Origin of the sequence: Paeniglutamicibacter quisquiliarum, assembly GCF_019084045.1 — a bacterium.
Taxonomy (GTDB): Bacteria; Actinomycetota; Actinomycetes; order Actinomycetales; family Micrococcaceae; genus Paeniglutamicibacter; species Paeniglutamicibacter quisquiliarum.
The window spans coordinates 94,030-118,996 of sequence record NZ_JAHRED010000009.1 but is presented as its reverse complement, the minus strand read 5'-3'; the positions used below and the strand labels follow the sequence as shown (position 1 = coordinate 118,996).

At 65.4% G+C, this 24,967-nt stretch carries 26 protein-coding genes and 1 tRNA gene; 9 read left to right on the top strand and 18 right to left on the bottom strand.

The window, feature by feature from the left end; translation table 11 throughout:
- Window position 1: 1 nt before the first annotated feature.
- The 8 genes from KRR55_RS15895 to KRR55_RS15860 all read left to right on the top strand — a co-directional run bounded on the left by KRR55_RS15895 (window position 2) and on the right by KRR55_RS15860 (window position 7,767).
- Window positions 2–1,189 (top strand): cation:proton antiporter, encoded by a 1,188-nt coding sequence (locus tag KRR55_RS15895; RefSeq protein ID WP_217390115.1) that lies wholly within the window; start codon window positions 2–4, stop codon window positions 1,187–1,189.
- 88 nt (window positions 1,190–1,277) lie between these two features.
- Window positions 1,278–1,348, top strand: a tRNA-Gly gene (locus KRR55_RS15890).
- 101 nt (window positions 1,349–1,449) lie between these two features.
- Entirely contained in the window at window positions 1,450–2,376 is a 927-nt protein-coding gene (locus tag KRR55_RS15885; protein ID WP_217390112.1) for an AEC family transporter, read from the top strand.
- Window positions 2,377–2,563: 187 nt separating this feature from the next.
- The gene (locus tag KRR55_RS15880; protein ID WP_217390110.1) at window positions 2,564–3,385 is read left to right on the top strand and encodes an amino acid ABC transporter substrate-binding protein; all 822 of its coding nucleotides are present in this window, start codon (window positions 2,564–2,566) and stop codon (window positions 3,383–3,385) included.
- Window positions 3,386–3,451: 66 nt separating this feature from the next.
- Window positions 3,452–4,117, top strand: coding sequence for an amino acid ABC transporter permease (locus tag KRR55_RS15875; RefSeq protein WP_217390108.1), 666 nt, complete (start codon window positions 3,452–3,454; stop codon window positions 4,115–4,117).
- Window positions 4,104–4,886 carry an amino acid ABC transporter ATP-binding protein gene (locus KRR55_RS15870; protein WP_269468897.1) on the top strand — a complete coding sequence of 261 codons (783 nt, stop codon included), beginning with the start codon at window positions 4,104–4,106 and terminating at the stop codon, window positions 4,884–4,886. Before KRR55_RS15875 ends, KRR55_RS15870 begins: the two co-directional genes overlap by 14 nt.
- A 135-nt stretch (window positions 4,887–5,021) precedes the next feature.
- Complete coding sequence (locus tag KRR55_RS15865; protein ID WP_217390106.1) at window positions 5,022–6,725, top strand: helicase HerA-like domain-containing protein; 1,704 nt, start codon at window positions 5,022–5,024, stop codon at window positions 6,723–6,725.
- 46 nt (window positions 6,726–6,771) lie between these two features.
- A complete protein-coding gene (locus KRR55_RS15860; protein WP_217390104.1) occupies window positions 6,772–7,767 on the top strand; it encodes a hypothetical protein in 996 nt (331 codons plus the stop codon).
- A gap of 26 nt (window positions 7,768–7,793) precedes the next feature.
- Here KRR55_RS15860 and KRR55_RS15855 read toward each other — a convergent pair whose 3' ends face one another.
- The 10 genes from KRR55_RS15855 to KRR55_RS15810 form a co-directional block, all read right to left on the bottom strand.
- The gene (locus KRR55_RS15855; RefSeq protein ID WP_217390332.1) at window positions 7,794–9,065 is read right to left on the bottom strand and encodes an MFS transporter; all 1,272 of its coding nucleotides are present in this window, start codon (window positions 9,063–9,065) and stop codon (window positions 7,794–7,796) included.
- 5 nt (window positions 9,066–9,070) lie between these two features.
- Window positions 9,071–9,559, bottom strand: coding sequence for a MarR family winged helix-turn-helix transcriptional regulator (locus KRR55_RS15850; RefSeq protein WP_336245143.1), 489 nt, complete (start codon window positions 9,557–9,559; stop codon window positions 9,071–9,073).
- A gap of 231 nt (window positions 9,560–9,790) precedes the next feature.
- Window positions 9,791–11,746: an NHL domain-containing thioredoxin family protein gene (locus KRR55_RS15845; protein ID WP_217390102.1), complete on the bottom strand. Its 1,956-nt coding sequence runs from the start codon at window positions 11,744–11,746 to the stop codon at window positions 9,791–9,793.
- Window positions 11,747–11,889: 143 nt separating this feature from the next.
- Window positions 11,890–12,660, bottom strand: a complete 771-nt coding sequence (locus tag KRR55_RS15840; protein WP_217390100.1) for a hypothetical protein — start codon at window positions 12,658–12,660, stop codon at window positions 11,890–11,892.
- Window positions 12,650–14,779, bottom strand: a complete 2,130-nt coding sequence (locus KRR55_RS15835; RefSeq protein ID WP_336245142.1) for a bifunctional copper resistance protein CopD/cytochrome c oxidase assembly protein — start codon at window positions 14,777–14,779, stop codon at window positions 12,650–12,652. The genes KRR55_RS15840 and KRR55_RS15835 overlap by 11 nt, the downstream gene beginning before the upstream one ends.
- A 121-nt stretch (window positions 14,780–14,900) precedes the next feature.
- Complete coding sequence (locus KRR55_RS15830; RefSeq protein WP_217390098.1) at window positions 14,901–15,521, bottom strand: copper resistance CopC family protein; 621 nt, start codon at window positions 15,519–15,521, stop codon at window positions 14,901–14,903.
- A 58-nt stretch (window positions 15,522–15,579) separates the two neighbouring features.
- On the bottom strand, window positions 15,580–16,209 hold the full coding sequence (locus KRR55_RS15825; RefSeq protein WP_217390096.1) for a hypothetical protein: 630 nt from the start codon (window positions 16,207–16,209) through the stop codon (window positions 15,580–15,582).
- A gap of 185 nt (window positions 16,210–16,394) precedes the next feature.
- Entirely contained in the window at window positions 16,395–16,679 is a 285-nt protein-coding gene (locus KRR55_RS15820) for an HU family DNA-binding protein (RefSeq protein ID WP_071212675.1), read from the bottom strand.
- A gap of 81 nt (window positions 16,680–16,760) precedes the next feature.
- Window positions 16,761–17,009 (bottom strand): hypothetical protein, encoded by a 249-nt coding sequence (locus KRR55_RS15815; RefSeq protein WP_217390094.1) that lies wholly within the window; start codon window positions 17,007–17,009, stop codon window positions 16,761–16,763.
- A complete protein-coding gene (locus KRR55_RS15810) occupies window positions 17,002–17,985 on the bottom strand; it encodes an SDR family NAD(P)-dependent oxidoreductase (protein WP_217390092.1) in 984 nt (327 codons plus the stop codon). Before KRR55_RS15810 ends, KRR55_RS15815 begins: the two co-directional genes overlap by 8 nt.
- A 321-nt stretch (window positions 17,986–18,306) precedes the next feature.
- On the opposite strand from KRR55_RS15810, the gene KRR55_RS15805 reads away from it, so the two are divergent.
- Entirely contained in the window at window positions 18,307–18,945 is a 639-nt protein-coding gene (locus KRR55_RS15805) for a DnaJ family domain-containing protein (protein ID WP_217390090.1), read from the top strand.
- 106 nt (window positions 18,946–19,051) lie between these two features.
- Here the strand turns inward: KRR55_RS15805 and rpsN are convergent, their stop codons facing one another.
- The 8 genes from rpsN to KRR55_RS15765 all read right to left on the bottom strand — a co-directional run bounded on the left by rpsN (window position 19,052) and on the right by KRR55_RS15765 (window position 24,946).
- Window positions 19,052–19,357 carry a 30S ribosomal protein S14 gene (gene rpsN, locus KRR55_RS15800; protein ID WP_068733062.1) on the bottom strand — a complete coding sequence of 102 codons (306 nt, stop codon included), beginning with the start codon at window positions 19,355–19,357 and terminating at the stop codon, window positions 19,052–19,054.
- A 2-nt stretch (window positions 19,358–19,359) separates the two neighbouring features.
- Window positions 19,360–19,527, bottom strand: coding sequence for a 50S ribosomal protein L33 (gene rpmG, locus KRR55_RS15795; protein WP_007270730.1), 168 nt, complete (start codon window positions 19,525–19,527; stop codon window positions 19,360–19,362).
- Complete coding sequence (rpmB, locus tag KRR55_RS15790; protein WP_132359223.1) at window positions 19,527–19,763, bottom strand: 50S ribosomal protein L28; 237 nt, start codon at window positions 19,761–19,763, stop codon at window positions 19,527–19,529. The genes rpmG and rpmB overlap by 1 nt, the downstream gene beginning before the upstream one ends.
- A 417-nt stretch (window positions 19,764–20,180) precedes the next feature.
- Window positions 20,181–20,654, bottom strand: a complete 474-nt coding sequence (locus tag KRR55_RS15785) for a MarR family winged helix-turn-helix transcriptional regulator (RefSeq protein WP_217390088.1) — start codon at window positions 20,652–20,654, stop codon at window positions 20,181–20,183.
- Window positions 20,655–20,750: 96 nt separating this feature from the next.
- A complete protein-coding gene (locus KRR55_RS15780; RefSeq protein WP_217390086.1) occupies window positions 20,751–21,548 on the bottom strand; it encodes an ABC transporter permease in 798 nt (265 codons plus the stop codon).
- Between the two features lie 11 nt (window positions 21,549–21,559).
- Window positions 21,560–22,504, bottom strand: a complete 945-nt coding sequence (locus KRR55_RS15775; RefSeq protein ID WP_217390084.1) for an ABC transporter permease — start codon at window positions 22,502–22,504, stop codon at window positions 21,560–21,562.
- Window positions 22,501–23,655, bottom strand: a complete 1,155-nt coding sequence (locus tag KRR55_RS15770; RefSeq protein ID WP_217390082.1) for an ABC transporter ATP-binding protein — start codon at window positions 23,653–23,655, stop codon at window positions 22,501–22,503. The genes KRR55_RS15775 and KRR55_RS15770 overlap by 4 nt, the downstream gene beginning before the upstream one ends.
- A 52-nt stretch (window positions 23,656–23,707) precedes the next feature.
- Window positions 23,708–24,946: a polyamine ABC transporter substrate-binding protein gene (locus KRR55_RS15765; RefSeq protein ID WP_217390080.1), complete on the bottom strand. Its 1,239-nt coding sequence runs from the start codon at window positions 24,944–24,946 to the stop codon at window positions 23,708–23,710.
- Window positions 24,947–24,967 lie beyond the last annotated feature (21 nt).

Below are 24,967 nucleotides of genomic sequence, written 5' to 3'. Positions count from 1 at the left end.
CATGCACGGCACTGCGCTAATACTCGTTGAGCTCGGCGCCGTTTTCTTGGGGCTTGGCCTGCTGGGACGCCTGGCAGCACGAATCGGGATGTCACCGGTTCCGTTGTATCTGCTCGGCGGCCTGCTCTTTGGCAGCGGTGGCGTGGTCAACCTGGCCGGGGTTTCGGAGTTCGGGGAGATCGCCAGCGAAATCGGGGTGATCCTGCTCCTGCTCATGCTGGGGCTGGAATACACCGCCCGCGAGCTTGTCACTGGGCTGAAAAGTTCGTGGCTCGCGGGAGTCGTTGACCTGGTCCTGAATTTCACCCCGGGAGCCGGGCTGGCACTGATCATGGGCTGGGGCGTCACCGGGGCCTTGGTCCTTGGCGGCGTCACCTACGTGTCGTCCTCCGGCATCATCGCCAAGGTGCTCTCCGACCTGGGCAGGCTGGGCAACCGCGAGACCCCGGTGGTGCTTTCCATCCTGGTGCTCGAGGACCTCGCCATGGCCATCTACCTGCCGGTGCTCACCGCCACCCTGGCCGGGCTCGGATTTCTGGGCGGTTTGCGTGCGGTGGGCATTGCGATGGGCACCATCACGCTGGTGCTGTTGGCCGCGTTGCGCTTCGGGCCGCAGATTTCGCGGCTGATCCATTCCTCGGACCGGGAAAACTTCCTGCTCAAGCTCATCGGGGCGGCGTTGCTGGTCGCGGGGCTGGCATCGGCGCTGCAGGTCTCCGCGGCGGTGGGCGCCTTCATGCTCGGCATTGCCATTTCCGGGTCGACCGCGCACTCGGCAACCAAGGTGCTTGAACCGCTGAGGGACCTTTTTGCCGCCATGTTCTTTGTGGTCTTCGGGCTGAACACCGATCCGACCAGCATTCCCGCGGTCCTGCCGATGGCCATCTTGTTGGCCATCGTCACCTCGTTGACGAAGGTCGCCACCGGGGTCTGGGCGGCAAAGCGGGCCGGCATCGGGATACCGGGACGGGTCCGCGCCGGTGTCGCGCTGATCGCCCGCGGCGAGTTTTCCATTGTCATTGCCGGACTGGCCGTGGCCTCCGGTGCCATCACCGGCGAACTTGCCGCGCTGGCAACGGCCTACGTGCTGCTGTTGGCGGTCCTGGGGCCGGTGGCGGCCCGCCTGGCCGAGCCGCTGGCCAGGCCGTTCATGCCCAAGGCGTCGCCGGCACCCGACGTCGCTTTTTGACGCGCCGGGATTCCCGATTAGGTTTTGGCACCCCACTTTGGGATATGCTGTTTTTTGCCCGGGACGCCAATAGGCTTCCCGGAGCACTGCGGGCGTAGCTCAATGGTAGAGCGCCAGCTTCCCAAGCTGGACACGCGGGTTCGATTCCCGTCGCCCGCTCGCTATGAAATTGGGACCCGGCCTGCGGCCGGGTCCCAATGCGTTAAGGGGCACCCCTCGGTGCGGTGCGCCGAATAGGGGAAAGTGGGAATCCGAGTCCAATGAATGGCGTACTCTCTGGTTTTGCCGTGGTGTGGACGGTCATCGTCGTGGGTTACTTCGTCGGTCGAAGCGGCGTGCTGGGGGAAAACGCCCGGTATGTGCTGAACCGCCTGACCTTCTTCGTGGCCAGCCCCGCACTGTTGTTCACCACCCTGGCGGAGTCGGATCCCGCTTCGGTGCTTGGCCCCTTCCTGGGAGTTGCGGCGATGTCGTCCCTGGCCACGGCCGTCGTCTTCGTGCTGGTTACCCGATGGTGGCTGCGCCGCGACCTGACCGAGTCGACCATTGGCGCGATGAGTGCCTCCACGGTGAACTCGGCAAACCTCGGGCTGCCCATCGCCCTCTACGTCCTAGGGGACATGGCACATGCGGCGCCGGTGATCCTGTGGCAGCTGGCGTTGTTCTCCCCGGTGTGCCTGGCGATCCTGGACGCCAGCACCTCCAGGCACCGCACCACCGTGTTTTCCATGTTGGTCCAGACGCTGAAGAACCCGATGATCGTCGGTTCGCTGGCCGGGTTGGTGTGCGCGCTGTTCGATTTGACGCTCCCCCAGCCGCTGGCCGACCCGATCGAGTTGATCGCCGGCGCCTCCATTCCGGCCATGCTCATTGCCTTCGGCATTTCCCTCGTTGGATCCAAGCCCTTAGAGGCCTCGGGCGGGCGGCGAGCCGACACGCTGCTGGCCACGGGCATGAAGCTGTTCTTCCAGCCCGTCATTGCCTGGGCCCTGTCGGTTTGGCTCTTCCGACTGGATAGCGACGCCGTGTTTGTCGCGGTGATCATGGCGGCACTTCCCACCGCCCAAAACATCTTCGTGACCGCCTCGCGCTACGAGCGCGGCGTGGTGCTCGCCAAGGACACCGTCCTGCTCACCACCATCGTCGCCGTCCCGGCCATGATGTTCATTCCCCTGCTGCTGGCCTGAGCGATACGGATCGGCCGGTTTGGACGGCCCTTCGACGCACGGGGGAATAAAAGGCTTATGCCAGCCCCACCTCCGTGTTAGCGTCTGATCAGGATTCATTTGGCCACGCGGAACGCGGCCCCTTGCCCCAAGGGACCCGCTCCCCCCGCCGGCGCTTGAACAATCGCCACCGAAAGGACCGTTTCCCATGAAACGTCAAATCATCGCCTTAATGACAACGGCAGTGCTCGCCCTGGCTGCCACCGGATGCGGCGGCTCGACCGAGCCCTCGGGATCGCCGGCGGCCACCGGAACCGCCACCGGCCTGACCCTGAAGCAGGTCCAGGACGCGGGTGTCCTGAAGGTCGGCACCGAAGGCACCTACAAGCCGTTCTCCTTCCACGAGGGCGGGACCGGCGCATTGACCGGCTTCGACGTGGAAATCGTGACTGCCGTGGCCCAAAAGCTCGGCGTTGAGCCCAAGTTCGAGGAATCCCAGTGGGACGCGATCTTTGCCGGGCTGGAGGCGGGACGCTTCGACGTCATCGCCAACCAGGTCTCCATAACCCCGGAGCGTGAGGCCAAGTACGAATTCTCCAAGCCCTACACCGTGAGCACCGGCGTCATCGTGACCGAGGCCGGGAACAGCGATATTTCCTCCTTCGCGGACCTGAAGGGCAAGACCACCGCCCAGTCGCTGACGAGCAACTGGAACACGCTGGCCAAGGACTCGGGGGCCAATGTCGAAGCCGTGGAAGGGTGGGCCCAGGCCATCACGCTGCTGAAGCAAGGTCGCGTGGATGCCACCATCAACGACAAGCTGACTTACCTGGATTCGCAGAAGACCAAGCAGGACGACGGCATCAAGATCGCCGCAGAAACCACCGACAAGTCACTCAGTGCCGTGACATTCCGCCAGGGCAGCGACGACCTGGTCAAGGCCGTGGACAAGGCCCTGGACGAGCTCGCCGCGGACGGCACCCTGGCCAAGATCTCCGAGAAGTACTTCGGGGCCGACGTCACCAAGTAGTACCCGGCATCGCCGCGGGCCGCATCCCTGCGGCCCGCGACCCCACCTTGCAAAGGAGTACTGCCCATGGATGTCGATTGGGAGCTTGTCGGCAGTTCGCTTTGGCCCATCGTCCAGGGAGGGCTGGTCGGGACCATTCCCCTGTCGCTGCTGAGCTTCGCCATCGGCCTGGCGATCGCGCTGGTCGTGGCGCTGATGCGGCTGAGCCGCAACCCGGTGGTCTCGTTCATCGCCCGCGCCTACATCTCTGTGATCCGCGGGACCCCGCTGCTGGTGCAGCTTTTCGTGATCTTCTTCGGTTTGCCGTCCATCGGGGTAACCCTGGACCCCTGGCCCAGCGCCGTCATCGCCTTCTCGCTGAACGTGGGCGGCTACGCGGCCGAAGTGATCCGCGCGGCCATCCTCTCGGTGGCCAAGGGCCAGTGGGAGGCCGGCTACACCATCGGCATGTCGCGCACCACCACGCTGCGCCGGGTGATCCTGCCGCAGGCCGCAAGGGTGTCGGTGCCCCCGCTGTCGAACACCTTCATCTCCCTGGTCAAGGACACCTCCCTGGCCTCGCTGATCCTGTTCACCGAGCTGTTCCGCAGGGCCCAGGAAATCGCCGCCTTCAGCCAGGAATTCCTGCTGGTGTACATCGAGGCGGCCATGGTCTATTGGGTGGTCTGCCTGGTGCTCTCCGCCGGCCAGACACGACTGGAAAGAAGGCTTGACCGCTATGTCGCACACTAGCCCCGGCACGAATGCCCCCGCGCTGCTGAAGGTGACCGACCTGCAGAAAAGCTTCGGGGACCACCAGGTCCTCAAGTCCATCGACCTGCAAATCGGCAAGGGACAGGTGCTTGCGCTGATCGGTCCCTCGGGTTCCGGCAAGACGACGGTGCTGCGCTGCCTCAATGGCCTGGAGATCCCGGACGGCGGCGAAGTCGCCTTCAGCGACGGGCCCGCCGTGGTCTTTGATTCCGGGACGACGCAAAAGCAGGCGCAGGTCCTGCGCACCCGCAGCGCCATGGTCTTCCAGAACTACAATCTCTTTCCCCACATGACGGTGCTGGAGAACGTGATAGAGGGCCCGGTCCAGGTGCAGCGGCGCAAGCGCAAGGAGGCGGTTGCCGAAGCGGAAGTGCTGCTGGCGCGGGTCGGGCTGGAAGCCAAGCGCGACCAGTACCCGCACCAGCTCTCCGGCGGGCAGCAGCAGCGGGTCGGCATTGTCCGGGCGCTGGCCTTGCGGCCCTCGCTGCTGCTCTTTGACGAGCCGACCTCCGCGCTGGACCCGGAACTGGTGGGAGACGTGCTGAAGGTGATCAAGGAGTTGGCCGACGAGGGCTGGACCATGGTCCTGGTGACCCACGAACTGGCCTTTGCCCGCGAGGTCGCCGACGAGGTCGTCTTCATGGACCAGGGCGTGGTGGTAGAGCGCGGCCACCCCGAGGTCGTGCTGCGGGCTCCGCAGAACGAGCGCACCCAGCAATTCGTGCACCGCCTGCTCAACCCGTTCTAGCGGCACGGAGCAGCGCACCGCAACCACGACGGCCGGCCCCGGGAGCATTCCTCCCGGGGCCCTGCGCATCCTGGCTGCCAAAAAGAATTGGCGCGCCCACCACCACTGTCACGATCCAGACCGTAGGCTATGGTCATGGCCAAGATGACAACAGCCCAGCACGTGGAATCCATCAGCGCAGGTTATGCCTTTGACGGGTTGGCGGTGTATCTGGGGGCAACACTGGTCGATGGCCAGCTCTTCCCCGAGGCACAGGTCCGCCTGCCGTTGCGGATGATGAACCGGCACGGCCTGGTGGCAGGCGCCACCGGCACCGGCAAGACCATTACCCTGCAGTTGATGGCCGAACAGCTGTCGGCCCACGGGGTTCCGGTCTTCCTGGCAGACATCAAGGGCGATCTCACCGGTCTTTCCACGCCCGGGACCCCGACGGAAAAACTCACCGCCCGCACCGCCTCGGTCGGCATGAAATGGGAAGCCAAGTCCTTCCCCGTGGAGTATTACGCCCTGGGCGGCAACGGGCAGGGAACCCCGATCCGCGCTACCCTCTCCTCCTTCGGTCCCCTGCTGCTCTCGCGGATCATGGAGTTGAACGAAACGCAGGAATCCTGCCTGCAGCTCATCTTCCACTACGCCGACACCAAGGACCTGGACCTCCACGACCTCAAGGACCTGCGCGCGGTCATCCAGCACCTGACCAGCGATGAAGGCAAGGACGAACTCGAGGGGCTGGGAGGCGTGTCCAAGGCGACCGCCGGCGTCATCCTGCGCGAGCTTGTCACCCTCCAGGCCCAGGGCATGGAGTCGTTTTTCGGCGAGCCGGAATTCGACACCGCCGAGCTCCTGCGCCAGGCGCCTGACGGCCGCGGGGTCATCAGCATCCTGGAACTGCCGACCCTCATGGAAAAGCCGCTGCTCTTTTCCACCTTCATGATCTGGCTGCTGGCGGACCTCTTTGCCGAACTGCCCGAAGCCGGGGACCCGGAGAAGCCCAAGCTGGTGTTCTTCCTCGACGAGGCGCACCTGCTCTTCAACGGGGCCTCCAAGGCCTTCCTGACCTCGATCACGGCCACCGTCCGATTGATCCGCTCCAAGGGCGTCGGCGTGTTCTTCGTGACCCAGACGCCCAAGGACGTTCCCGGCGACGTGCTGGGACAGCTGGCCAACCGCATCCAGCATGCCCTGCGGGCCTTCACCCCCGATGACGCCAAGGCCCTGAAGTCGACGATCTCCACGTTCCCCACCAGCGACTACGACCTGGACGAGGCGCTAACGCAGGCGGGCACCGGCGAAGCGGTGGTCACTGTCATGAACGAGAAGGGCGCCCCCACCCCGGTGGCCTGGACGCGCATGTGGAGCCCTGAATCCACCATGGGCCCCTCCGCCCCCGACGTGGTATCCGGGATCATCGGTTCTTCCGCCCTGATGCAGGTCTACGGCACGAGCGTGGACCGCGAATCGGCCTACGAAAAGCTCAACGGGGCCACCACCTCGGGCTCCGAGGCGCCGGTGCCCACCGGAGGGTCGGTTGCCGCCCGGGTCCCGGGTCCCGGCCAGACCCAGGCCGACATCGACGCCGCCGCACGGCACATCGAGGAATCCATTCTTGGCCGGCCGTCGTCAATCCCGAATTCCGCTCCGGAACCGGGGGCGGCCGACTACACCAAGGCCGAACCGCCGGTGGCCACAACGGGTTCCCCCGGTGGCCGGACCAAGGCGCCGGCACCGGCGCAGAAACCCGACAATCCCCTGCTTGACATGGCCTTACAGGCTGCAAACGTGTTCGGAAGGGAAATGCTCCGCGGCATGTTCGGCACCAGGCGGCGCCGCCGCCGCTAGGACAGTTAGCGCAAACGTCCCGATTTTCCCGGTAGCCTTGGACTCAATGAGCGAACGTTTATCACCCACAAGGGTCGCTGCCATCTGGGCGGCGGCCCTTGTGGTGCTGGCCGTAGTTGCAGTTTCCGTCATCGTCCTGGTGAACCAGAAGGCCTTCGGGCCGGCCCAGATGGTCAAGGAACTCCAGTCCCACCTCGTCAACGGCGAGGGCGCCCAGGCACTGGGCATGCTCAATGCCAAGGTGCCCGCGGGCAACGCCCTGCTGCTTGACGGCGAGGGGCTGAAGGCCGCCAGTGCCGACATCAAGGACTTCACCGTCGGCAAGCCCGAGGAGATCCTCGGAGCCGAGGACACCGTCAAGGTCGTGGCCAGCTACTCGATCCACGGCGTCGAGCAGCAAACCACTTACCAGTTGCGGCACACCGGGCGCAGCTGGCTGTTCTTCGACACCTGGGAGTTCGTTCCCACGACACTTCCCACGGTGGCCATCTCGGCCAACACCACCAACGAGGTCCTGGTGAACGCGCGGCGCGCCCCGCTGGTCAAGGGCCAGGCCACCGTTCCGGTCTTCGTTCCCGCGGTCATCGACACCGGTTTCGCGACCCCCAACTTCAGTGCCGACTCGCGGGGCCTGGCGGTGACCGATTTCGCCAGGAAGGGCACGGAGGTGAAGCTGCAGACCCGGCCGACCAAGAAATTGCTCGACGAGGTCAACAAGCAGATCACCGCGTACCTCGATGGCTGCGCCAGCCAGCAGGTGCTCATGCCCGCCGGCTGCCCGATGAGCTACTCCACCTCCGCTCGGGTGCAGTCGGACTCGATCCACTGGAGCATCGTGGACTACCCGGCCGCCGAGGTCGTTTCCTTCGACGGGGGCTGGTCCCTGCGTCCCTTGACCGTCAAGGCCCGCCTGGAACTCACCGAGCAGGACCTGCGCACCGGCAGGTACACCGAACAGACCATCGACGACACCTTCGGTTTCACCGCGGCACTCAAGGCCAACACCACCAAGGTCCGCGTCACCCCCGTCTCCAGCGAGTAACGCGCGCTTCGGCCACGCCGCGGGGCCTAGCGGCCCAGCGCGGGGACCAGCGGGCGGGATGCGGCCCGGTGCCTGGCCGGGGAGCCGGACTTCAGGCGCGGGGCGTTCCGCGACCTGCGCACCACCAGGACAACGGCAATGAGCCCGGCGACCAGGGAGAGCACCGCGCCGCTGCCGACCGACCAGCGGGCACCGAACTCGGTGCCGAGCCAGCCCACCAAGGGGGCGCCCAGGGGCGTTCCGCCCTGGACCACCATCACGTAGAGCCCCAGCACGCGCCCGCGGTAGGCAGGATCGACCGACAACTGGATCATGGTATTGGCGCTGTTGAGGAACGTCAGCGAGGCCAGCCCCACCGGCACCATCATCAGCGCGTACCAGAGGAAGCTCGGCATGAAACTGGCAATCAGTGCCGTGGCGCCAAAGCCGATGGCACCGCCCAGCAGGTAGCGCATCCGCGGCCTGCCGCGCCGGGCGGCCAGCAGGGCCCCGGCCAGGGTGCCGACGGCCATGATGGTTCCCAGCAATCCGAACTCCCCCGCACCGACGTTGAACACGTCGGTGGCCATCATGGCGTTGGTGAGCTGGAAGTTCAGGCCGAACGTGGCCACGACGAAGGCCAGCCCAAAGATCAGCAGCAGGTCGGGGCGCTGGCGCACATAGGCCACGCCCTCGCGGATCTGGCCCTTCCGGCGGGCCACCAGCACGGTGGGCTGGAACCGCTCCGTGCGCATCTTGGCCAGGGAGAAGATCACCGCGCCGAAGCTGGCGGCGTTGATGAGGAATGCCGGTCCGGTGCCGAAGAGGGCAATCAGCATCCCGGCGACGCCGGGGCCGGCCAGCCGGGCCAGGTTGAACGAGGCGCTGTTCAGCGCCACGGCATTGGGCAGGTCGCCGGCCGGCACCAGTTCGGAGACAAAGGCCTGGCGTGCCGGCGCGTCGAAGGCGCTGGCCACGCCCAGCCCCAGCGCAAGCAGGTAGACGTGCCAAAGCTCCGCGGCGCCGGTGACCACCAATACGCCCAACAGCACGGCAAAGAAGCCCATCGCCGACTGCGTGACCAGCAGCAGCTTGCGCTTGTCCATGCGGTCCGCGAGCACGCCGGCAAAGGGTCCCAGGAGCAGAATCGGGAGGAATTGCAGGCCGGTGGTGATGCCGACGGCCGTTCCGTCGTGGTTGGTCAGCATGGTGAGCACCAGCCAGTCCTGGGCCACGCGCTGCATCCAGGTGCCGATGTTGGAGACCAGTGCGCCGGCGGTCCAGAGCCGGTAGTTCGGGTTTTTCAGGGCGCTGAACATCCGGCTCACTTGGCGCTCATTTCCTGCAGCAGGGCCGCGGCGCGCGCGAGCGTTGCCCGATCCTTGGCGCCGAGTGTTTCCAGGCGCGTGGCCAGCCAGGCGGTGCGTTGGCTGCGTGCGCCCCGGTAGGCGTCTCTCCCGGCGGCGGTGGGTGCGATCAGCACCTGGCGTCCGTCGTGCTCGCTGGCGGTGCGGGTGACCAGCCCCGCCTCCAGCAGGGACTTCACGATGCGCGTCATGGACGGGGCCGCGACCTGTTCGCGGGCGGCCAGCTCGCCGATGGTGTGTTGCTCGTTTCTCAGGGCCGCGAGCACTGAATACTGTGCGGGGGTGAGCGACTCGGAGCTTGATTCCAGGCGCAGGCGGCGGGATGTCTTCATCACGGCCACGCGCAGTTCGGCGGCCAGGTCCCCGGTGTCGCTGGGGTCGGCGGGGGTTGTTGGTGCGGGTTTCGGGGCGTTGTTGGTTACGTTCACTTGATCCGGGCGAGCCACGGACCCTCCTTCAATGCGCCGGGCGACCCGGCGTCTTTGGTTTCGACCTCGTTGGTTTCTTTAGCATTGCTAACGATACGCGGGTCGAATTTTCCCCGCCATGACGCGGCTCACCGTTCGCGTCCCGGCAGTGGGTGAGAATGCTCACCATGCCGGGGTGCACCCGCGGACGGCGCGAGGCCCGCCCCCGGATGGGGACGGGCCTCGCGGAGGGGCAGGGGAAGGAACCCGCTAGTTGTCCAGCCCGCGCAGGTCCAGGACCAGCTCGCTTTCACCCTCGGCGTCCAGGACCACCGGGATGCCCCAGTCCTGCTGGTAGAGGTGGCAGGCGGCGTGCATCGGGATCTCGCCACCCGGCTCCCCGTCGCAGGCGGCGGCGCGGGCCGTGATGTGCAGGACGCCCTCGGGGATCTCCGGGTTCAGTTCCAGGGTGCGGGTCAGGCCCGTCGAGGTGCCGCCGCCGGAGAGCAGCAGCTCCTCCGGGGAGGAGGAGATCTTCAGCTGGGTGGGATCCCCCCAGCGGTCATCGAGCTTCTGGCCCTTGGGTGCGGAGAAACGCACGGTCAGCGCGTGCTCCCCCGCCGTGACCTTGGTCTTGGGGCGCTGGGTCTGGCTGGCGCCCTCGTCAACGACCAGTGCCTCGGCCGGCAGCGGCAGGCGCACCAGCTGGTGGTTGTTGGTTTCCACGACCAGCAGGACCGGCTCGCCGTCCACCGAGGCATCGAGCTGCACGTCGGCGGGCTCGTTCAGGCCGCGGGCCAGGGTGCTGACGGTGGCGGTGGCCGGGTCGTAGCGGCGCACCGCGCCGTTGTAGGTGTCGGCGATGGCAATGGAGCCGTCGGGCAGCGCCGCAACGCCCAGCGGGTGCTGCAGGCGTGCCGCATCGGCCGCGCCGTCGCGGAAGCCGAAGTCAAAGAGCCCGGCGCCGATCGCTGTTTCGACCGTTTCGACGGAGCCGTCCGCGGCCAGCACCAGGCGGCGCAGCGCTGAGGTCTCCGAATCGGCAACCCAGATGTTTTCCTGCTTGTCCAGGGCCAGGCCGGAGGACTGGGCAAACCAGCTCTCCCCGGGCGCCCCGTCGGCGAGGCCCTCCAGGCCCGTGCCGGCGAAGACGGAAAGGGCCAGGGTCTCGGGGTTAAAGGAGAAGATCTGGTGGGTTCCGGCCATCGCGATGATGACCGCGTTGGTCTTGGGGCTCCACAACACGTCCCACGGGGAGGACAGCGAGGTGTTCAGCGGGTCGTTGCCCAGGTCGCTGATCCAGGCCCCTTCGTTGCCGTCGCCGGCCGCGGAGCGGGCCTGGTCGGCGTCGAGCAGGCGCTGGATGCCGTTGCCTGCCAGCGTGGTGACCGCGCCGGTGTCGAGGTTCAGCCCGCGCAGGCGGTGGTTCACGGTGTCGGCGATGACCGCGTGGTAGCCCAGGGTGGCGGCAAGCTCGGCCGGGAGCAGGGCCAGGCCCTGGGGCTCGTTGAACTGTGCGGTGGCCGCGTCGCCGTCGGCAAAGCCCTTCACGCCGGAGCCGAAGGTGCGCACCACGGTGGACAGGTCGTTGCCCAGCTCCACGATGCGGTGGTGGCCCGAGTCCCCGATGAGGAAGTTCCCGTTTTCCAGCGCAACCGCCTTGCCCGGGAAGCGCAGGTCGCCCTCGCGTGCCGGGGGTGCCACGTAGGGGCCGGTGCCGCGGTGCAACGTGCCCTTGGCATCGTGCTCGGCGATGAGTTCCTCCACCAGCGACTCCAGTCCGCTGGCGTGGCCCTCGCCGGAGAGGTGGGCGACGATGTAGCCCTCGGGGTCCACGACCACCAGGGTCGGCCAGGCGCGGGCGCCGTAGGCCTGCCAGGTGACAAGCTCGGGGTCATCGAGCACCGGGTGCTGGATCTCGTAGCGTTCCACTGCCGCGGCCAGGGCCACCGGGTCCGCCTCGTACTCGAACTTCGGGGAGTGGACTCCGACCGTCACCAGGACATCGGAGTACTTGGCCTCCAGCGGCCGCAGTTCGTCCAGCACGTGCAGGCAGTTGATGCAGCAGAAGGTCCAGAAGTCCAGGATCGTGATCTTGCCACGGAAGTCCTGCAGCGTCAGTTGTTTTCCGCCGGTGTTCAGCCAGTTGCGGCCGACCAGTTCTGAGGCGCGGACCTTGTACGAGGTACGCACGGATTCGGTTCCGGTGTTTGTGGACGCTGTCATGGGGATACTCCTTGAGCTTGTCGGCTGACGCGGTGCTGGATTCAATTATCCCGGTTTGTTCCCCGGGGCGGGACATCATGACCTGATGCGACGAACCCGCCGGCGGGCCCCGGGCCCCTGCCCGGGGGAAGGCACGGGGCCGGCTAGCCGGCCTGGGCGAGTGCGGCGTTGAGGATCTGGGCTGCCATCTGGCTGAACTCGGGGGCCTCAAGGCCGTCAGCGGCGATGAAGGACACCATTGCCACGTGGTCCCCCTTGGCCTTGATCAACACCAGGGCCTGCTGTCGCATTCCCTGGCCGGGCCTGCCACGGGTCCACGCGATGGCCGAGTCCGCCTCGCCGGCCTTGAGATCCGGCTTGGCGGTGGCGAAGGGCACCGTCTCGGTTTCCTGGTGCATGGTCACCTTCTTGCAGTCGGTGAGCATGGCCAGCACGGTGGCGTAGTGCGCCTCCAGCGCGGCCTTGTCCGTGACCTTGGCGACCTCGACCGACCCGGTGGCGGGAATCTTCTCGGTCAGGAAATCGGTCCGCGCGCCCTCGCCGCCCATCTGCAGCGGGGACCAGTTCAGCGACTCGATGACCTCGGCGCATTGGGTGGGCAGCACGGTGACCCCGCCCTGGGTTCCCTCCGGCGCCTTCTTCAGCGCTGCGAGTTCGGTGCCGGTGATCACCCGTGCCTGGTCGAAGCCCAGCCGTGCGGCCATGGAGATGCCCGAGGCCACCGAGAGCTCCGAGACGTCCAGCTGGGCTGCCGCGCTGGAGGGCGCGGCAGCGGAAGACCCGGTGCTGAGCGGTGCGTGCCCCTCGGGCAGCTCGACCGCCTGCGGGGATCCGGCGCATCCGGCCAGCAGCAGGCCCATCGACAGGCTCAGGGCAAGGGTGCGCAGGGCACCCGTCTTGGTCCTAGCGGCCACGGCGCGCAATCTCCTCGTCTCGTTTTTTCAACTGGGCAAACATGTCGTTGTACGCATTCAACTCGGCGTCGTTGTCGCGTTCGGCCTGCCGGTCCTTGCGCTTGCTCTCCCTGGAGTCGTCCCGGTTCCAGGAGACCATCACGCCCAGGGCCAGCAGCAGCGTCGGGATCTCGCCGATCCCCCACATGGCCCCGGCGCCCAGCCGCTGGTCCTCCAGCGCGTCCTCGCCCCAGGTGCGTCCCATGTTGCCGAACCAGTCGGCCTGCATCAGCGAGGTGGAGCTCATGATGGAGACCCCGTAGAAGGCGTGGAAGCTCATGGTCGCCAGCAGGATCACCAGGCGCAGCGGGTACGGCGCGCGGCGCGGCACCGGGTCGGTGCCGATCATCGACAGGGCGAAGAGGTAGCCGGTGATGAGGAAGTGCACGTTCATCAATTCGTGGCCCACGTGGTTGCGCAGGGCGAAGCCGAAGGCCTCGGTGCCGTAGAAGATGATGATCGATCCGGCGAAGTTGGCGGCGGCGAAGATCGGGTTGGTGACCAACGCGGAGAACTTCGAGTGCACCAGCACCAGGATCCACTCGCGCGGCCCGCGGGTCCCGTCGCCGCGCGAGGGCAGGGCCTTCAGGGCCAGGGTGACGGGCGAGCCGATCACCAGGAACAGGGGCGCGACCATGGTCAGCGCCATGTGGTCGACCATGTGCACGGAGAAGAGGATCTTGCCGTAGACGGCCAGGGCGCCGGAGGTGAAGTAGAACAGGCAGGCCAACCCGACCATCCAGGAGATCGTGAGCAGGACCGACCACTTGTCTCCGCGGCGGCGCACCCTCACCACGGCCCACAGGTAGGCGAGGGCCAGGAAGAGCGCGATGGCGATCCACAGCCAGTCGAAGCGCCAGACCTCAAGCCAGCTGGCACTGGTCAGCGCCGGGGGGAGCTCGTACCCGGTGAGCAACCGTGCCGGGGTCGGCAGTTCCGGCGCGGTGTCCGGAGTGGGAGGCGCGGTGCGGGCCAGGACCGTGGCCAGTGCCATGACGGCGGCCATGACGATGGCCTCGGCGCCCACCACGAGCCAGGCGGCGCGCGTGGCCTGGAGCTTTCCGTCCCGAAGCGCCGGGATCACCCGTCGGCGGTGGGCCAGGCCCAGGGCACCCAGGGCCAGGGTGGCCACGGCCTTGGCGATCACGATCCAGCCGTAGGGGGTCATCCACTGGTCCCAGCCGGTGATGCGGATCGAGGCGTTGACGACGCCGGAACCGGCGACCAGGACGATGGAAATGGTGGCCAGCGCCGAGAAACGCTGCAGCACGGTGCCGGCCAGGATGGGCCGGGTGCCCGCGTAGCGGCCCGGAGCCTTGGCGGCCAGCAGCGGGGCCAGCGCGGCAAGCACGACAATGCCGCCGAACCAGAGGCACACGCCCACCAGGTGCAGCATGATCGAGTTGACCGCTCCCCAGTGGTCGTCGCCGCCGGCGGCATGTCCGATCAGGGACATCGGCAGGACTCCCGCGAGGGAAAAGACGGCGGTGGCACCCACCAGTGCCGGGGACCGCACGCCAAAGGCCAGCGAGGAGGTGATCGCGGCAATCACGATCATCCAGGCCCAGGCCCGGCCCACGGAAATGTTCAGGACGTAGTCGAGCATCGCGCTGGTATAGCTGGGATCGGTGCTCATGGGCTTGCCGACGAGGTCCCAGAAATTGAAGACCAGCACCCCCGCCGCGGTCACCGTCCAGAGCATGCCTGCGGCGGCGGCAAGGTTCATGGTGCGGGCAAAGGCGGGATGGACCTGGCCGCCGTCGGTGTCGTGTTCGCCCGGTGCCGGGCGCTTGGGCTTGGTGGAGCGCGGCAGGATGGTGGCGGCAAAAACCAGCGCGGCAACCGTGATGGCCATCGAGGAATGGTGAAGCGCCTTGGCCATGGGAAGTGCCCAGCGGATCATCGGTCCGGGGTCACCCAGCTCGCTGGCCTGCGCGGTGCCGGCAAAGTAGCTGGCCGCGATCAGCACCAGCACGCCGACAGCCAGTGCGGGAAGGGTCAGCAGCGGCCACAGCCGTCCCGTGGGGTCCGCCGCCTGCGCCCTGGAGGCCGTTGCCTGCATGTTCCGTGACTTGTTCACAATGTCCTTTCAGCTTCCTGCCGCTTCATTCTCCCACCGATCGGCCACTCCTCCGGGCCCAGGGTGGCCCACGCCACCCTGGGCCCGGAAGAGTTGCGACCGGTCGTTGCCGGGCAGCCGGCTACTTGTTTTGGCGGCGGACCTTGAGCAGCACCAGCACGACCATGCCGATTCCGGCAAGGGCGAGGATCGTCCAGACAAGGCCAGCAGGCATGCCGGCCAGGGGCTGGTCCTCCGCGGTGTCATCGGCGGTCGCTGCGGTTTCGGCCGCGGGTGCCGGGCCTGCCGCCGGTGCGCCGGCGTCAGGGGCCTGGGCGGTTGCGGGCGCGGAGTCCGCGACGGCCGCGGGGCCGTTGACCTGGAAGTCGATGTCCTTGGCGATCGGGTGGCCGTCGGAGGACACCACGCGGGCAACCAGCGTGTAGCTTCCGTTGGGCAGCGGGGCCTCGGGGGTGACGATGACGTCACGGCGGTCAATCTTGAAGGTGGTGCCGATCTTCTTCCCGTCGGCGGCCTTCAGCTCGAGGATGGTGCCGATCTCCTTGATGTCCCCGCTGAAGGTGAGCACGAGCGACTTCGGTGAGGTCTTGAGGACGTCGCCGCTGGCCGGGGTGGAGGAAATCAGCTCATCGTGCGCCTGCGCGCCGGAGACGCCGAAGACGGTCATCAGGCACAGCAGCACGGCGGCAAGGAGCACACCGATCCGGGTGGCGGTGCGCGGGGTTGGGATTACTTGGGTCATGGGTCTTGTGGTCCTGTCCTTCGCGGCACTGCTGCGCCGCGATCGTGGTCTGGGGCTTTTACGAGTATGCGAAAGCGGGACCACGCGGAGGACCGCGGCGATGCAGCGCGGGACGCAGCACGTCGCGCAGCACCAAGGACCTGAAGGGGACACCGAGCAGCGGCTGCTTGCCGCGTACGGATGGCAGGCTGCGGATGAACAGGATCAGTCGCGGCACGTAGAGGGAGACGACGTCGGCGAATGCACGAACAGCGACTTCGCCCCGGCGCAGGGCCACCACGGTCACCGCCGCCGCAAGCACGTGCGCGAGCGGCATCAGCCAGGATGCGGAGGGATCGGTGGCCGCTGCCACGGAGGTGTCCACGCTCAGTGTCAGGGTGTGGGCGGCGTGACCGGCAAGACTTGGGTCTTCATTGAGCAGTCCGGTGGCCCGATGCTGATGTCCGAACAGGGCAAAGGCGCCGTGGTACGCCCCCTGGCTCAGCATCACGGCCAGCGCGGTGCGCAGCAGCGAGATCCGGCTGCCTGCAAGCGCGGTGCAGATCGCGGCACCGATGCACAGCAGGAGGCCGAGAATCGGCAGCGGGGGCAAGTCGCCGTCGATCAGTGTGTGGGAGGCAGCGGCAAGGCTGGTGCAAACGAGCGCGCCGATCCAGCCACGCACGATGCGCTGGCCGTGATTCTTCATGCCGTGATTCCTCCACCAAGGGATTCCGAGGTCTTGCCTACAAGTTCCAGCAATCATTCTACGGGGTTCTACTGATCGTAGAACCCAGATTTCGCCGGGGGCCCCGTTAACGCCAAGCCGCCCCCTGCTTCCGGTCCATGGACCGATGCAGGGGGCGGCTTGAAAGCTGTTGCGCGGGGCGCAGACTACTTGCCGGTGACGGCAGCCTTCAGCTTCGAGCCAGCGGTCAGCTTGACCGAGTGGCCGGCCGGAATCTGGATGGCTTCGCCGGTCTGCGGGTTGCGGCCGGTGCGTGCTGCACGGTCGGTGCGCTCGACTGCGAGCCAGCCCGGGATCGAGACCTTTTCGCCCTTGGAAATCTGGGAAACGAATACGTCGAACACTGCATCCAAAACACCGTTGACGGCTACCTGGGAGTTGCCGGTCTTCTCGGCGACAGCTGCAACAAGTTCACTACGGTTCATAGCCAAAGTATGTCCTCCTGGACTTCATCTTCCCGCCCGGTATCGGCGCGGGTCGCCTCGCGTTCGCGGGGACTTCTGTGTGAGAACTTACCAAATGTTCCTGCGCGAAACGCCCGAATTGGGCCGAATTCCCGGGAATTTTTTGAACTTTGGCAGGTTTTTCGCGTTCAGCGGCAGTTTTTCAGCCCAAAGAGAGACGAACAGCACGCCCGGGCCGGCAATCGTCCCTTCCCCCGAAGTCGTGCGCGAGTTGCCGATTTCAGTTCCGATCGCGACAAAAATCGGGTTGGGTACGCTCCCTTGAAACGGCTCTGGGCAACATTCGGCCTCAGCCAAGCAAGGAAATTCCGGTGGCGGATTCAGCTGCGTTCCAGATGGTCTTCGCAGCGTGCGGATCGGTGGTGATCGAAGCGGGCCTGGTCGTTGTCGGACCGCCCTTGACCCAACCGTTCGGACCGTAAAACACCGGTCCCTCAGAGGTGAACGCTTCGGGGTCCAGCGCGGCACGGACAATGGGCCAGGCGCCCCTGTCCTTGCCCTGGGCGAACGGCGCCTGGAGTGTGTCCGTGGCCCGCTTGAACGCTCTCGGTTCATTGACGCCGACAACCGCGGGGGTGCGCCCGGAAATCGAGTAGCCGGGATGCGCGCCCAGGGCACGGATGCTGCTCGAAGACCGCTGAAGCCGACGGTCCAGCTCAAAGGCGAAGGACTGGAGCATGATCTTGGATTGCGCGTACGCAAGCCACGATGAATAGTTCCTCAGCAATTGCGGATCGTCGAGGCGCGGGCGGACCAACAGGGTCGACAGCGAGCCGAGGGCCACTACACGGGAAGCCGCCGCCCGTTCCAGCACGGGCAACAGCCCTGCAACCAGCGCAAAGTGACCGAAGTAGTTGGTCGCGGCCACCAGCTCCAGCCCGTCCATGCTGCGTTGCCTCGTTCGAGGGGTATGGACCATGCCTGCGTTGGCGATCAGGACGTCCAGGTGCGTGAGACCGTTGAGTTCCTTGGCGGTTTCGGAGACCGACTGAAGGCTGGCAACATCAAGTTCGACGACACGGAGATTTGCGGCCGGGACCCTGGCGCGGATGGCCTGGGCAGCCGCTTTGGCCTTGCGGGTGTTCCGGCACGCCATGATGACCTCTGCGCCGCGTCCGGCCAGCTGGAGGCTGCTCCAAAAACCGATGCCGGCATTCGCCCCGGTGACCAGTATCCGCAGTCCGGCGGCATCGCCGACGTGGCGGTGAGCCTCGGTTGCGGTCTGTGGCATGGCACGGTTCGGGACCGCGTGGGTGGTTTTGTTCTGGCTCATGATCTCCAAAGCTACCGCCTGCCAAGCCTGGCATTGGGCATTCCGGTTTGGTTGGTCCCCTGGAGCATCCCTTAACCCAGGGGTAGATACCCCGCCGGTGCGACGGAGCCGCGGCGGCTTTAGTAACCAGGGGCATCAGGGTGGCGATACCGAAAAGCGCCTTTATGGGCGGCAGCCCATCGAATCCTGGGCTGAGCGAGCCGTTGGAATGCAGGGAGTGAGCCACAACGGCATGGGGTGCCTGCAATTGCCAGTCGTTGCCCCGCTGCCGGGCCCTCGTTAGTGTTGGTGGGGAACCTCATTGAAAGGTGGGCGACACCCATGGCCCGACGCAATCTTGATGAAGACAGTGAGGCATCGCTGCGCTCGGCGCGCTACCGCCTGGACCGGGACATTGCCGAGGAACTCCCCCTCACGGATGAATATGCCCAGCGCACCGGGAAGACCCTTGGCGACACGGAGGATGCACCTGCCGCGATCCCCCGCTTCCTCGCAGAGGACAAGGTCTGGGAGGCCGCCAACAGTGCCTTGGATGCCGCGTTCGCGCGGGGAGAATTCGACAACCTTGCCTACGCCGGCAAACCCATACCCGGCCTTGGCTCCACCACGGATCCGGACTGGTGGGTCAAGGGGCTTATCGAGCGGGAGAAAATCACCGGCCTCGGTCCCCCTGCCTTGATGCTGCGCAAGGAAGACGATGAGCTTGAGGGGACCCTTGACCGGTTGTCCGGCGCCGCCGCCGTGCGGGCCCTGCTTGAGGATTTCAATGCCCGCGTCATCGATGCACGTCGCCAGCTGCTCGGGGGACCTCCGGTAATTACGCCCCTGCGGGACGTCGAGGTCGAGATCGCCGCATGGAAATCGCGACGATCAGCCGAGGTTCAGGAGCAGGAAGTCGCGGTTGCGCCGCGACGTGCCAGGTGGCTCGGACGCTGGCTGGGTAAACGCAATAGGCCGTAGCCTCCCCCGGCTCCGTGCCACCAGGCGTCCTCGGGCAACGCGTTGAACCTTTAAATGGCCAAAGGCCCCAACCGAATCGGTTGGGGCCTTTGACTGCTTCTGGAATTTACCAGGAAGACTTGGTGATGCCCGGAAGCTCGCCACGGTGTGCCATGTCGCGGAAGCGAACACGGGAGATACCGAACTTCTGGAGGGTGCCGCGGGGGCGGCCGTCGATGGCGTCGCGGTTGCGAACGCGGATCGGCGATGCGTTGCGGGGCAGCTTCTGCAGGCCCAGGCGGGCCTCTTCGCGTGCCTCGTCGGTTGCGTTCGGGTCAACGAGGGTCTTCTTCAAGGTTGCACGCTTTTCGGCGTAACGCTCAACGATGACCTTGCGCTGCTCGTTCTTAGCAATCATGGACTTCTTGGCCATCTTTAGCGCTCCTCTCGGAATTCGACGTGCTTGCGGACTACCGGGTCGTACTTCTTCAGAACCATGCGGTCTGGGTTGTTACGACGGTTCTTACGGGTTACGTAAGTGAAACCGGTGCCGGCGGTCGACTTGAGCTTGATGATGGGACGTACGTCCTTATCCTTAGCCACTAGATCTTCACACCCTTTGCAATGAGTCCGGTAACAACGGCGTCGATGCCGCGAACGTCAATGAGCTTGATGCCCTTTGCCGACAGGGTCAGCGTGACGTTACGGCGCAGGGACGGAACCCAGTAGCGCTTCTTCTGGATATTCGGGTCGAACCGACGCTTGTTGCGGCGGTGCGAGTGGGAGATGCTGTGTCCGAAGTTCGGAACTGCACCAGTCACCTGGCATACTGCTGCCATGATCACTCCTCAGTTGTAGTAAATATTGGCGGTACTCGTTTTACAGATACAGCGGAAAACTGCTGCCTCTGAATCTGCGTATAAGAGTCCCGCCACCAGTTGTGACACCGTTATTACTGCACACTTTGAAGGTAACCAGGCTGGGTGAGAACCAACCGAAGCGCCCTGATTAGCGTGAAAGACGGTGAACCTCGCGGTCGGCGAGTATTTTTCCCTACTCAGCTGTCCGCGATATTCGGTTTTACGGGTAACCGCACAAACCCGATTGGGCATGCACGACTTAACGCCTAATCATTCTAGGCGATTAACACATCGGCAGCCAAATCGACAACATGCCTTTTTGGCTTCCACGCATGCGATCTACCTCACTCCCGGGTACGGCTGCGCCGTCACCGGGGAGAGTGGCCCGGTTGCTTCCTACCGCAGGATCCAGTGTTCGGGATTCAGCTGGCCCACAAGCTTCCGGCCGATACGCGCCAATTCCGCTACATCGTGGTCGTCAAGTCCCTGAAAAATCATCTTTTGCACCGAGTCGACGTGTTCGGGGGCCAGGGTCACCACGGTGTCCCAGCCTTCGCGGGTCAGCTTGGCAATGGTGACACGGGCATCCTCGGCGGACCTGCTGCGTTCTACCCATCCGCGGCCCTCGAGCTTCTTAACCACGTGTGAGAGCCTCGAAAGCGAGGAGCTGGTGCGCGATGCCAGCTCGCTCATGGCCAGGATGTGGTCGGGGGCCTCCGACAACATGGCCAGCACCGTGTAGTCAAAGAGGGTGATCTTCGCCTGGACCTGCAGTTCGCTGTCGAGAGCGGCCGGCAGCAACGTCGTCACCGAGACGAGAGCCAGCCAGGCTTCTCTTTCCACGGGCGTCAACCACTTCGGTTCAGTCATGGCCACTATCTTTCCACAGGCCCTGCCCGCTTTCCCCCTTCTGTCCCCTTGTCACCGGTGGTTCGTGGCAGAAATCGCGTGTCCGGCGCGGCCAGGCTAGCGCGCGGCCAGTGCCTTTCGCCGGCGGTAGGCAATGACCTGGGAGGTCACCACCACCACGAGTGCAAGGATGAACATCGCCGATCCGATGACGTTGGCCTGGGCCGGAATGCCCCGGGTGGCCGAGACATAGATGAATTTCGGGAAGGTCGAGAAGTTTCCGGAGTTGAAGTTGGTGATGATGAAGTCGTCGAAGCTCATCGCGAACGACAGCAGCGCCGCGGCGACGATGCCCGGAAGCAACAGCGGGAACGTCACCTTCCAGAAGGTGGTGATCGGGCTGGCATAGAGGTCGGAGGCCGCCTCTTCGAGGCGCGGGTCCAGCGAAGAGACCCTGGCCCTGACGGTGACCACGACGAACGACATGCAGAAGATGATGTGGGAAATCACGATGGTGCTGAATCCAAGCTCCCAACCCAGGTTCAGGAACTGGGCCAACAGCGAGGCTCCCAGCACCACCTCGGGTGTGGCCAGCGGCAGGATGATCAGCAGGTCCGCGGTATTGCGGAACTTGAATTTGTAGCGCACCAGGCCCAGGGCCACACAGGTTCCGAGCACCGTGGCGAAGATGGTGGCAACCACGCCGATCTGCAGCGAGTTCACCAACGATTCGCACACATTGGGGGCGCCGCAGGGATTCTTCCAGTTATCAAGGGTGAATCCTCGCCATTCGAGGTTGGTGCGCCCGGCATCGTTGAACGAGAAAACGAAGATGTAGGCAATCGGTACCAGCAGATAGATGAAGGCGAGGCCCCCGGCGACAGGAATGAACCAGCGCCCAAATTTTTGTCTCATGCCTTGCCTTCCTAGAACAATTCCTTGGTGCCAAATCGCTTGATGTAGATCATGACCAGCGCAAGGATCAGGACCATGAGGATGAAGCTCAGCGCCGAGGCCCCGGGGTAGTCGACCACCTTGAAGAATCGCGAGTCAATGATCTGCCCGATCATTGCCGTGTCCCGGTTGTTGCCCAACAGTGCGGCGTTGACATAGTCTCCGGCCGCCGGAATGAAAGTCAGTAGGGTGCCGGCAAAAACACCCGGCATCGACAGCGGCAGCGTCACCTTGAAGAAGGTGGTCAGCGGGCTGGCGTAAAGGTCCCCCGAGGCCTCCAACAGGTTGGTGTCCAGCCGGTCGAGGTTCGCGTATATCGGCAGCATCATGAACGGCAGGAAGTTGTACGTCAGTCCGCACACCACGGCGAAGGCGGTTGCGGTGAGGTGGCCATCCGCCGGCAGGATCGCAATGGCCCGCAGCACCGTGACCACCGGGCCCTCGTCGGAGAGGATTTGCTTCCAGGCCTGGGTGCGCAGGATGAAGCTGGAAAAGAAGGGCGCGATCAGCAGCACCAACAGGATCCCCTGCATGAGCTGTCGCCCGCGCAGGCGGACTGCCACAAGGTAGGCCATCGGGTAGCCGATGAGCAGTGCAGCGACGGTGGCGATGAGCGCGAAGAGGAACGAGCGCAGGAACACCTCCCAATAGGCGCCGACGACCGTGGCGTAGTTGCCGAATTCGAGGGCCGGGACAAACTCGCCGATCTCCGCGCCCGGGGGCCTGGCATAGAGCGACATGCCCAGAAGGACCATTACCGGAGCAGCAAAGAACAGGGCCAGGACGGCCATGCCGGGAATGATCAGGTAGAGGCCGACCCTGCCCTTGCGCCTTTCGGCGACGAGTTCTTCCTCGCTGCGAAGGTCCTGGGGTCCCCTGTTCTTCCGTCTGCGGGAACGCTCCACGGTGGAAGTCATACCGCGTCCTGCCCCTCGGTGGTCTTTGCGGACCCGTCAAGGCCGAAGGAGAAGTCCGGTTCCCAGGTCATGCGCACGGTGTCCCCGCGCCGCGCCGGGGCCTGGCCCATGTTCTGCGAGAACGTGGCGAGGGTGCCGATGCCGGGGACCTCCACCAGGTATTCGGTGCTGACCCCGGTGAACGAGGCGTCAAGGACGGTGCCGGTGAGCATGTTGGCACTGGGCGAGTATTCGTCGGACAGGTTCAACACCCGCATCTTTTCCGGGCGCACTCCCACCACGGCTGCACCGCTGTGGGACACGGCCCGGTCCTTGGGCATGACCAGGCGGTGGCCTGCCACGTCCACGGCGACGGCGTTGCCGAGGTCCTCGGTGACGCTTCCGGGCATCAGGTTGGACTTGCCCAGGAAGTTTGCAACGAAGGCGGTCCTGGGCAGTTCGTACAAATCGCGCGGGGCACCCATTTGCTCGATCTTGCCCTTGTTCATCACCGCGACGGTGTCGGCCATGGTCATGGCCTCCTCCTGGTCGTGGGTCACGTGGATGAAGGTCAGGCCGACCTCAGTCTGGATTGACTTCAGCTCCACCTGCATCTGCCGGCGAAGCTTCATGTCCAGGGCGCCGAGCGGTTCGTCAAGCAGCAGCACGGCGGGACGGTTGACCAGCGCACGGGCCAGCGCCACACGCTGCTGCTGCCCTCCGGAGAGCTGCATCGGCTTGCGCGCGGCCAGGTGCTGGAGCTCGACCATCTCCAGCGCCGCCTTGGCCCGGGCGACCGAGTCCCCGACCCGCTTGCGCTTGAGCCCGAAGGCAACGTTGTCGAGCACCGTCATGTGCGGAAACAGCGCGTAGGACTGGAAGACGGTGTTGACCTGGCGTTGGAAGGAAGGCAGCTTGGTGACGTCCTTGCCTCCGATGCTGATCGTCCCGCTGGTGGGCTGTTCGAGGCCTGCAATCATCCGCAGCGTGGTGGTCTTGCCGCAGCCCGAGGGGCCGAGCAGGGCAAAGAACGTGCCGCTGGGCACCGTGAGGGTCAGGTCGTCGACCGCGGTGAAATCCGAAAATCGCTTGGTGACGTTGGCCAGATGAAGGTCGGCCCCGGAGGACGCCTTGGGCCGGGCCTCGTCCTTGATGGTGGAAGTTGTTGTCATTTTCGGACGCCAATCAATTGCTGGGACTTTCTGTGGATCTGCAGGCCGGGCACTACGCGCCGATCGAGGTCTGGAACTGGCTGTTGAAGTTGGTTTCTTCCTCGGCGCTGAGTGACCTGAAGACGTGGGCCTTGGCCAGGTCGGATTCGGACGGGAAGATCAGCGGGTTGTTCATCAGCTCCGGATCGATCTTTTCCATCGCTTCCTTTGCACCCTGGACCGGGGAAATAAAGTTCACGTAGGCGGCCACCTGGGCGGCGACCTCCGGTTCGTAGTAGTAGTCCATGAGCTTCTCGGCATTGGACTTGCGGGGAGATGCGACAGCGACCATGAGGTTGTCACTCCACAGCGTTCCGCCCGCGTCGGGGAGCACGAACTCCCACTGGTCGTCGTTCTCGAAGTTCATCTGGGTGATGTCACCGCTCCAGACGATTCCGGCGATGGCGTCCCCGGAAATGAAGTCTTCCTTGTAGGAGTTGCCCTTCACCTGGCGGATCTGGCCGTTCGCGATCTGCTTGGACAGCACGTCGGTGGCGGCGGCGAATTCGGTGTCGCCCCAGCCGCTTGAGATGTCCACGCCGTTGTCGAGCATCAGCAGGCCCATGGTGTCGCGCATTTCATCAAGTACGGTGATCCGGCCCTTGAGGTCCGGATTCCACAGGTCGGAAACCGTGCGCAGCCCCTTGGGGTACTTGGCCTTGTTGTAGGCAATGCCCGCGTAGCCGCTTTGCCAGGTCAACGAGTTCTTGCGTCCCGGGTCGAAGTCAACGTCCTGCAGACCGGTCAGGAGGTTCTTGATGTTCGGGATGTTGGCGTGATCCAGCTCCTGGGTGAATCCCTGGCGGATGACGCGACCGGCCATCCAATCGGTCAGGGTGATGATGTCCTGGCCGATGTCCTGGCCTGCGGCGAGCTGGGCCTGGACCTTGCCGTAATAGGAGTCGTTGCCGTCGATGTCCTCGGCGTAGTGCGTCTTGATTCCGGTGCGCTTGGCGAATTCGTCGAGGGTCGGGTAGTTCTTGGCCTCGTCATCGTAATCCAGGTAGAGGGTCCAGTTGGCCCAGAAGACGTTCTTGTCGCTTTCGGACATGTCGGCCACGGCGGCCGCGGTGCTGTTGCCGGCGTTGCCGCCCGTGCCCCCGGTCCCGCATGCGGCCAGGAAGGCGGCGAGACCAAGTCCCCCTGCACCGGCCAATAGCCTGCGGCGCGACAACTGCATGCGCTGTGCCTGCTGGATCAGTGCCCGTACCGCTGGATCCCTGGGCAATTCGCGCTGGTTCTGGTTGGACATTCTTCGTTTCCCCTTCAGCTG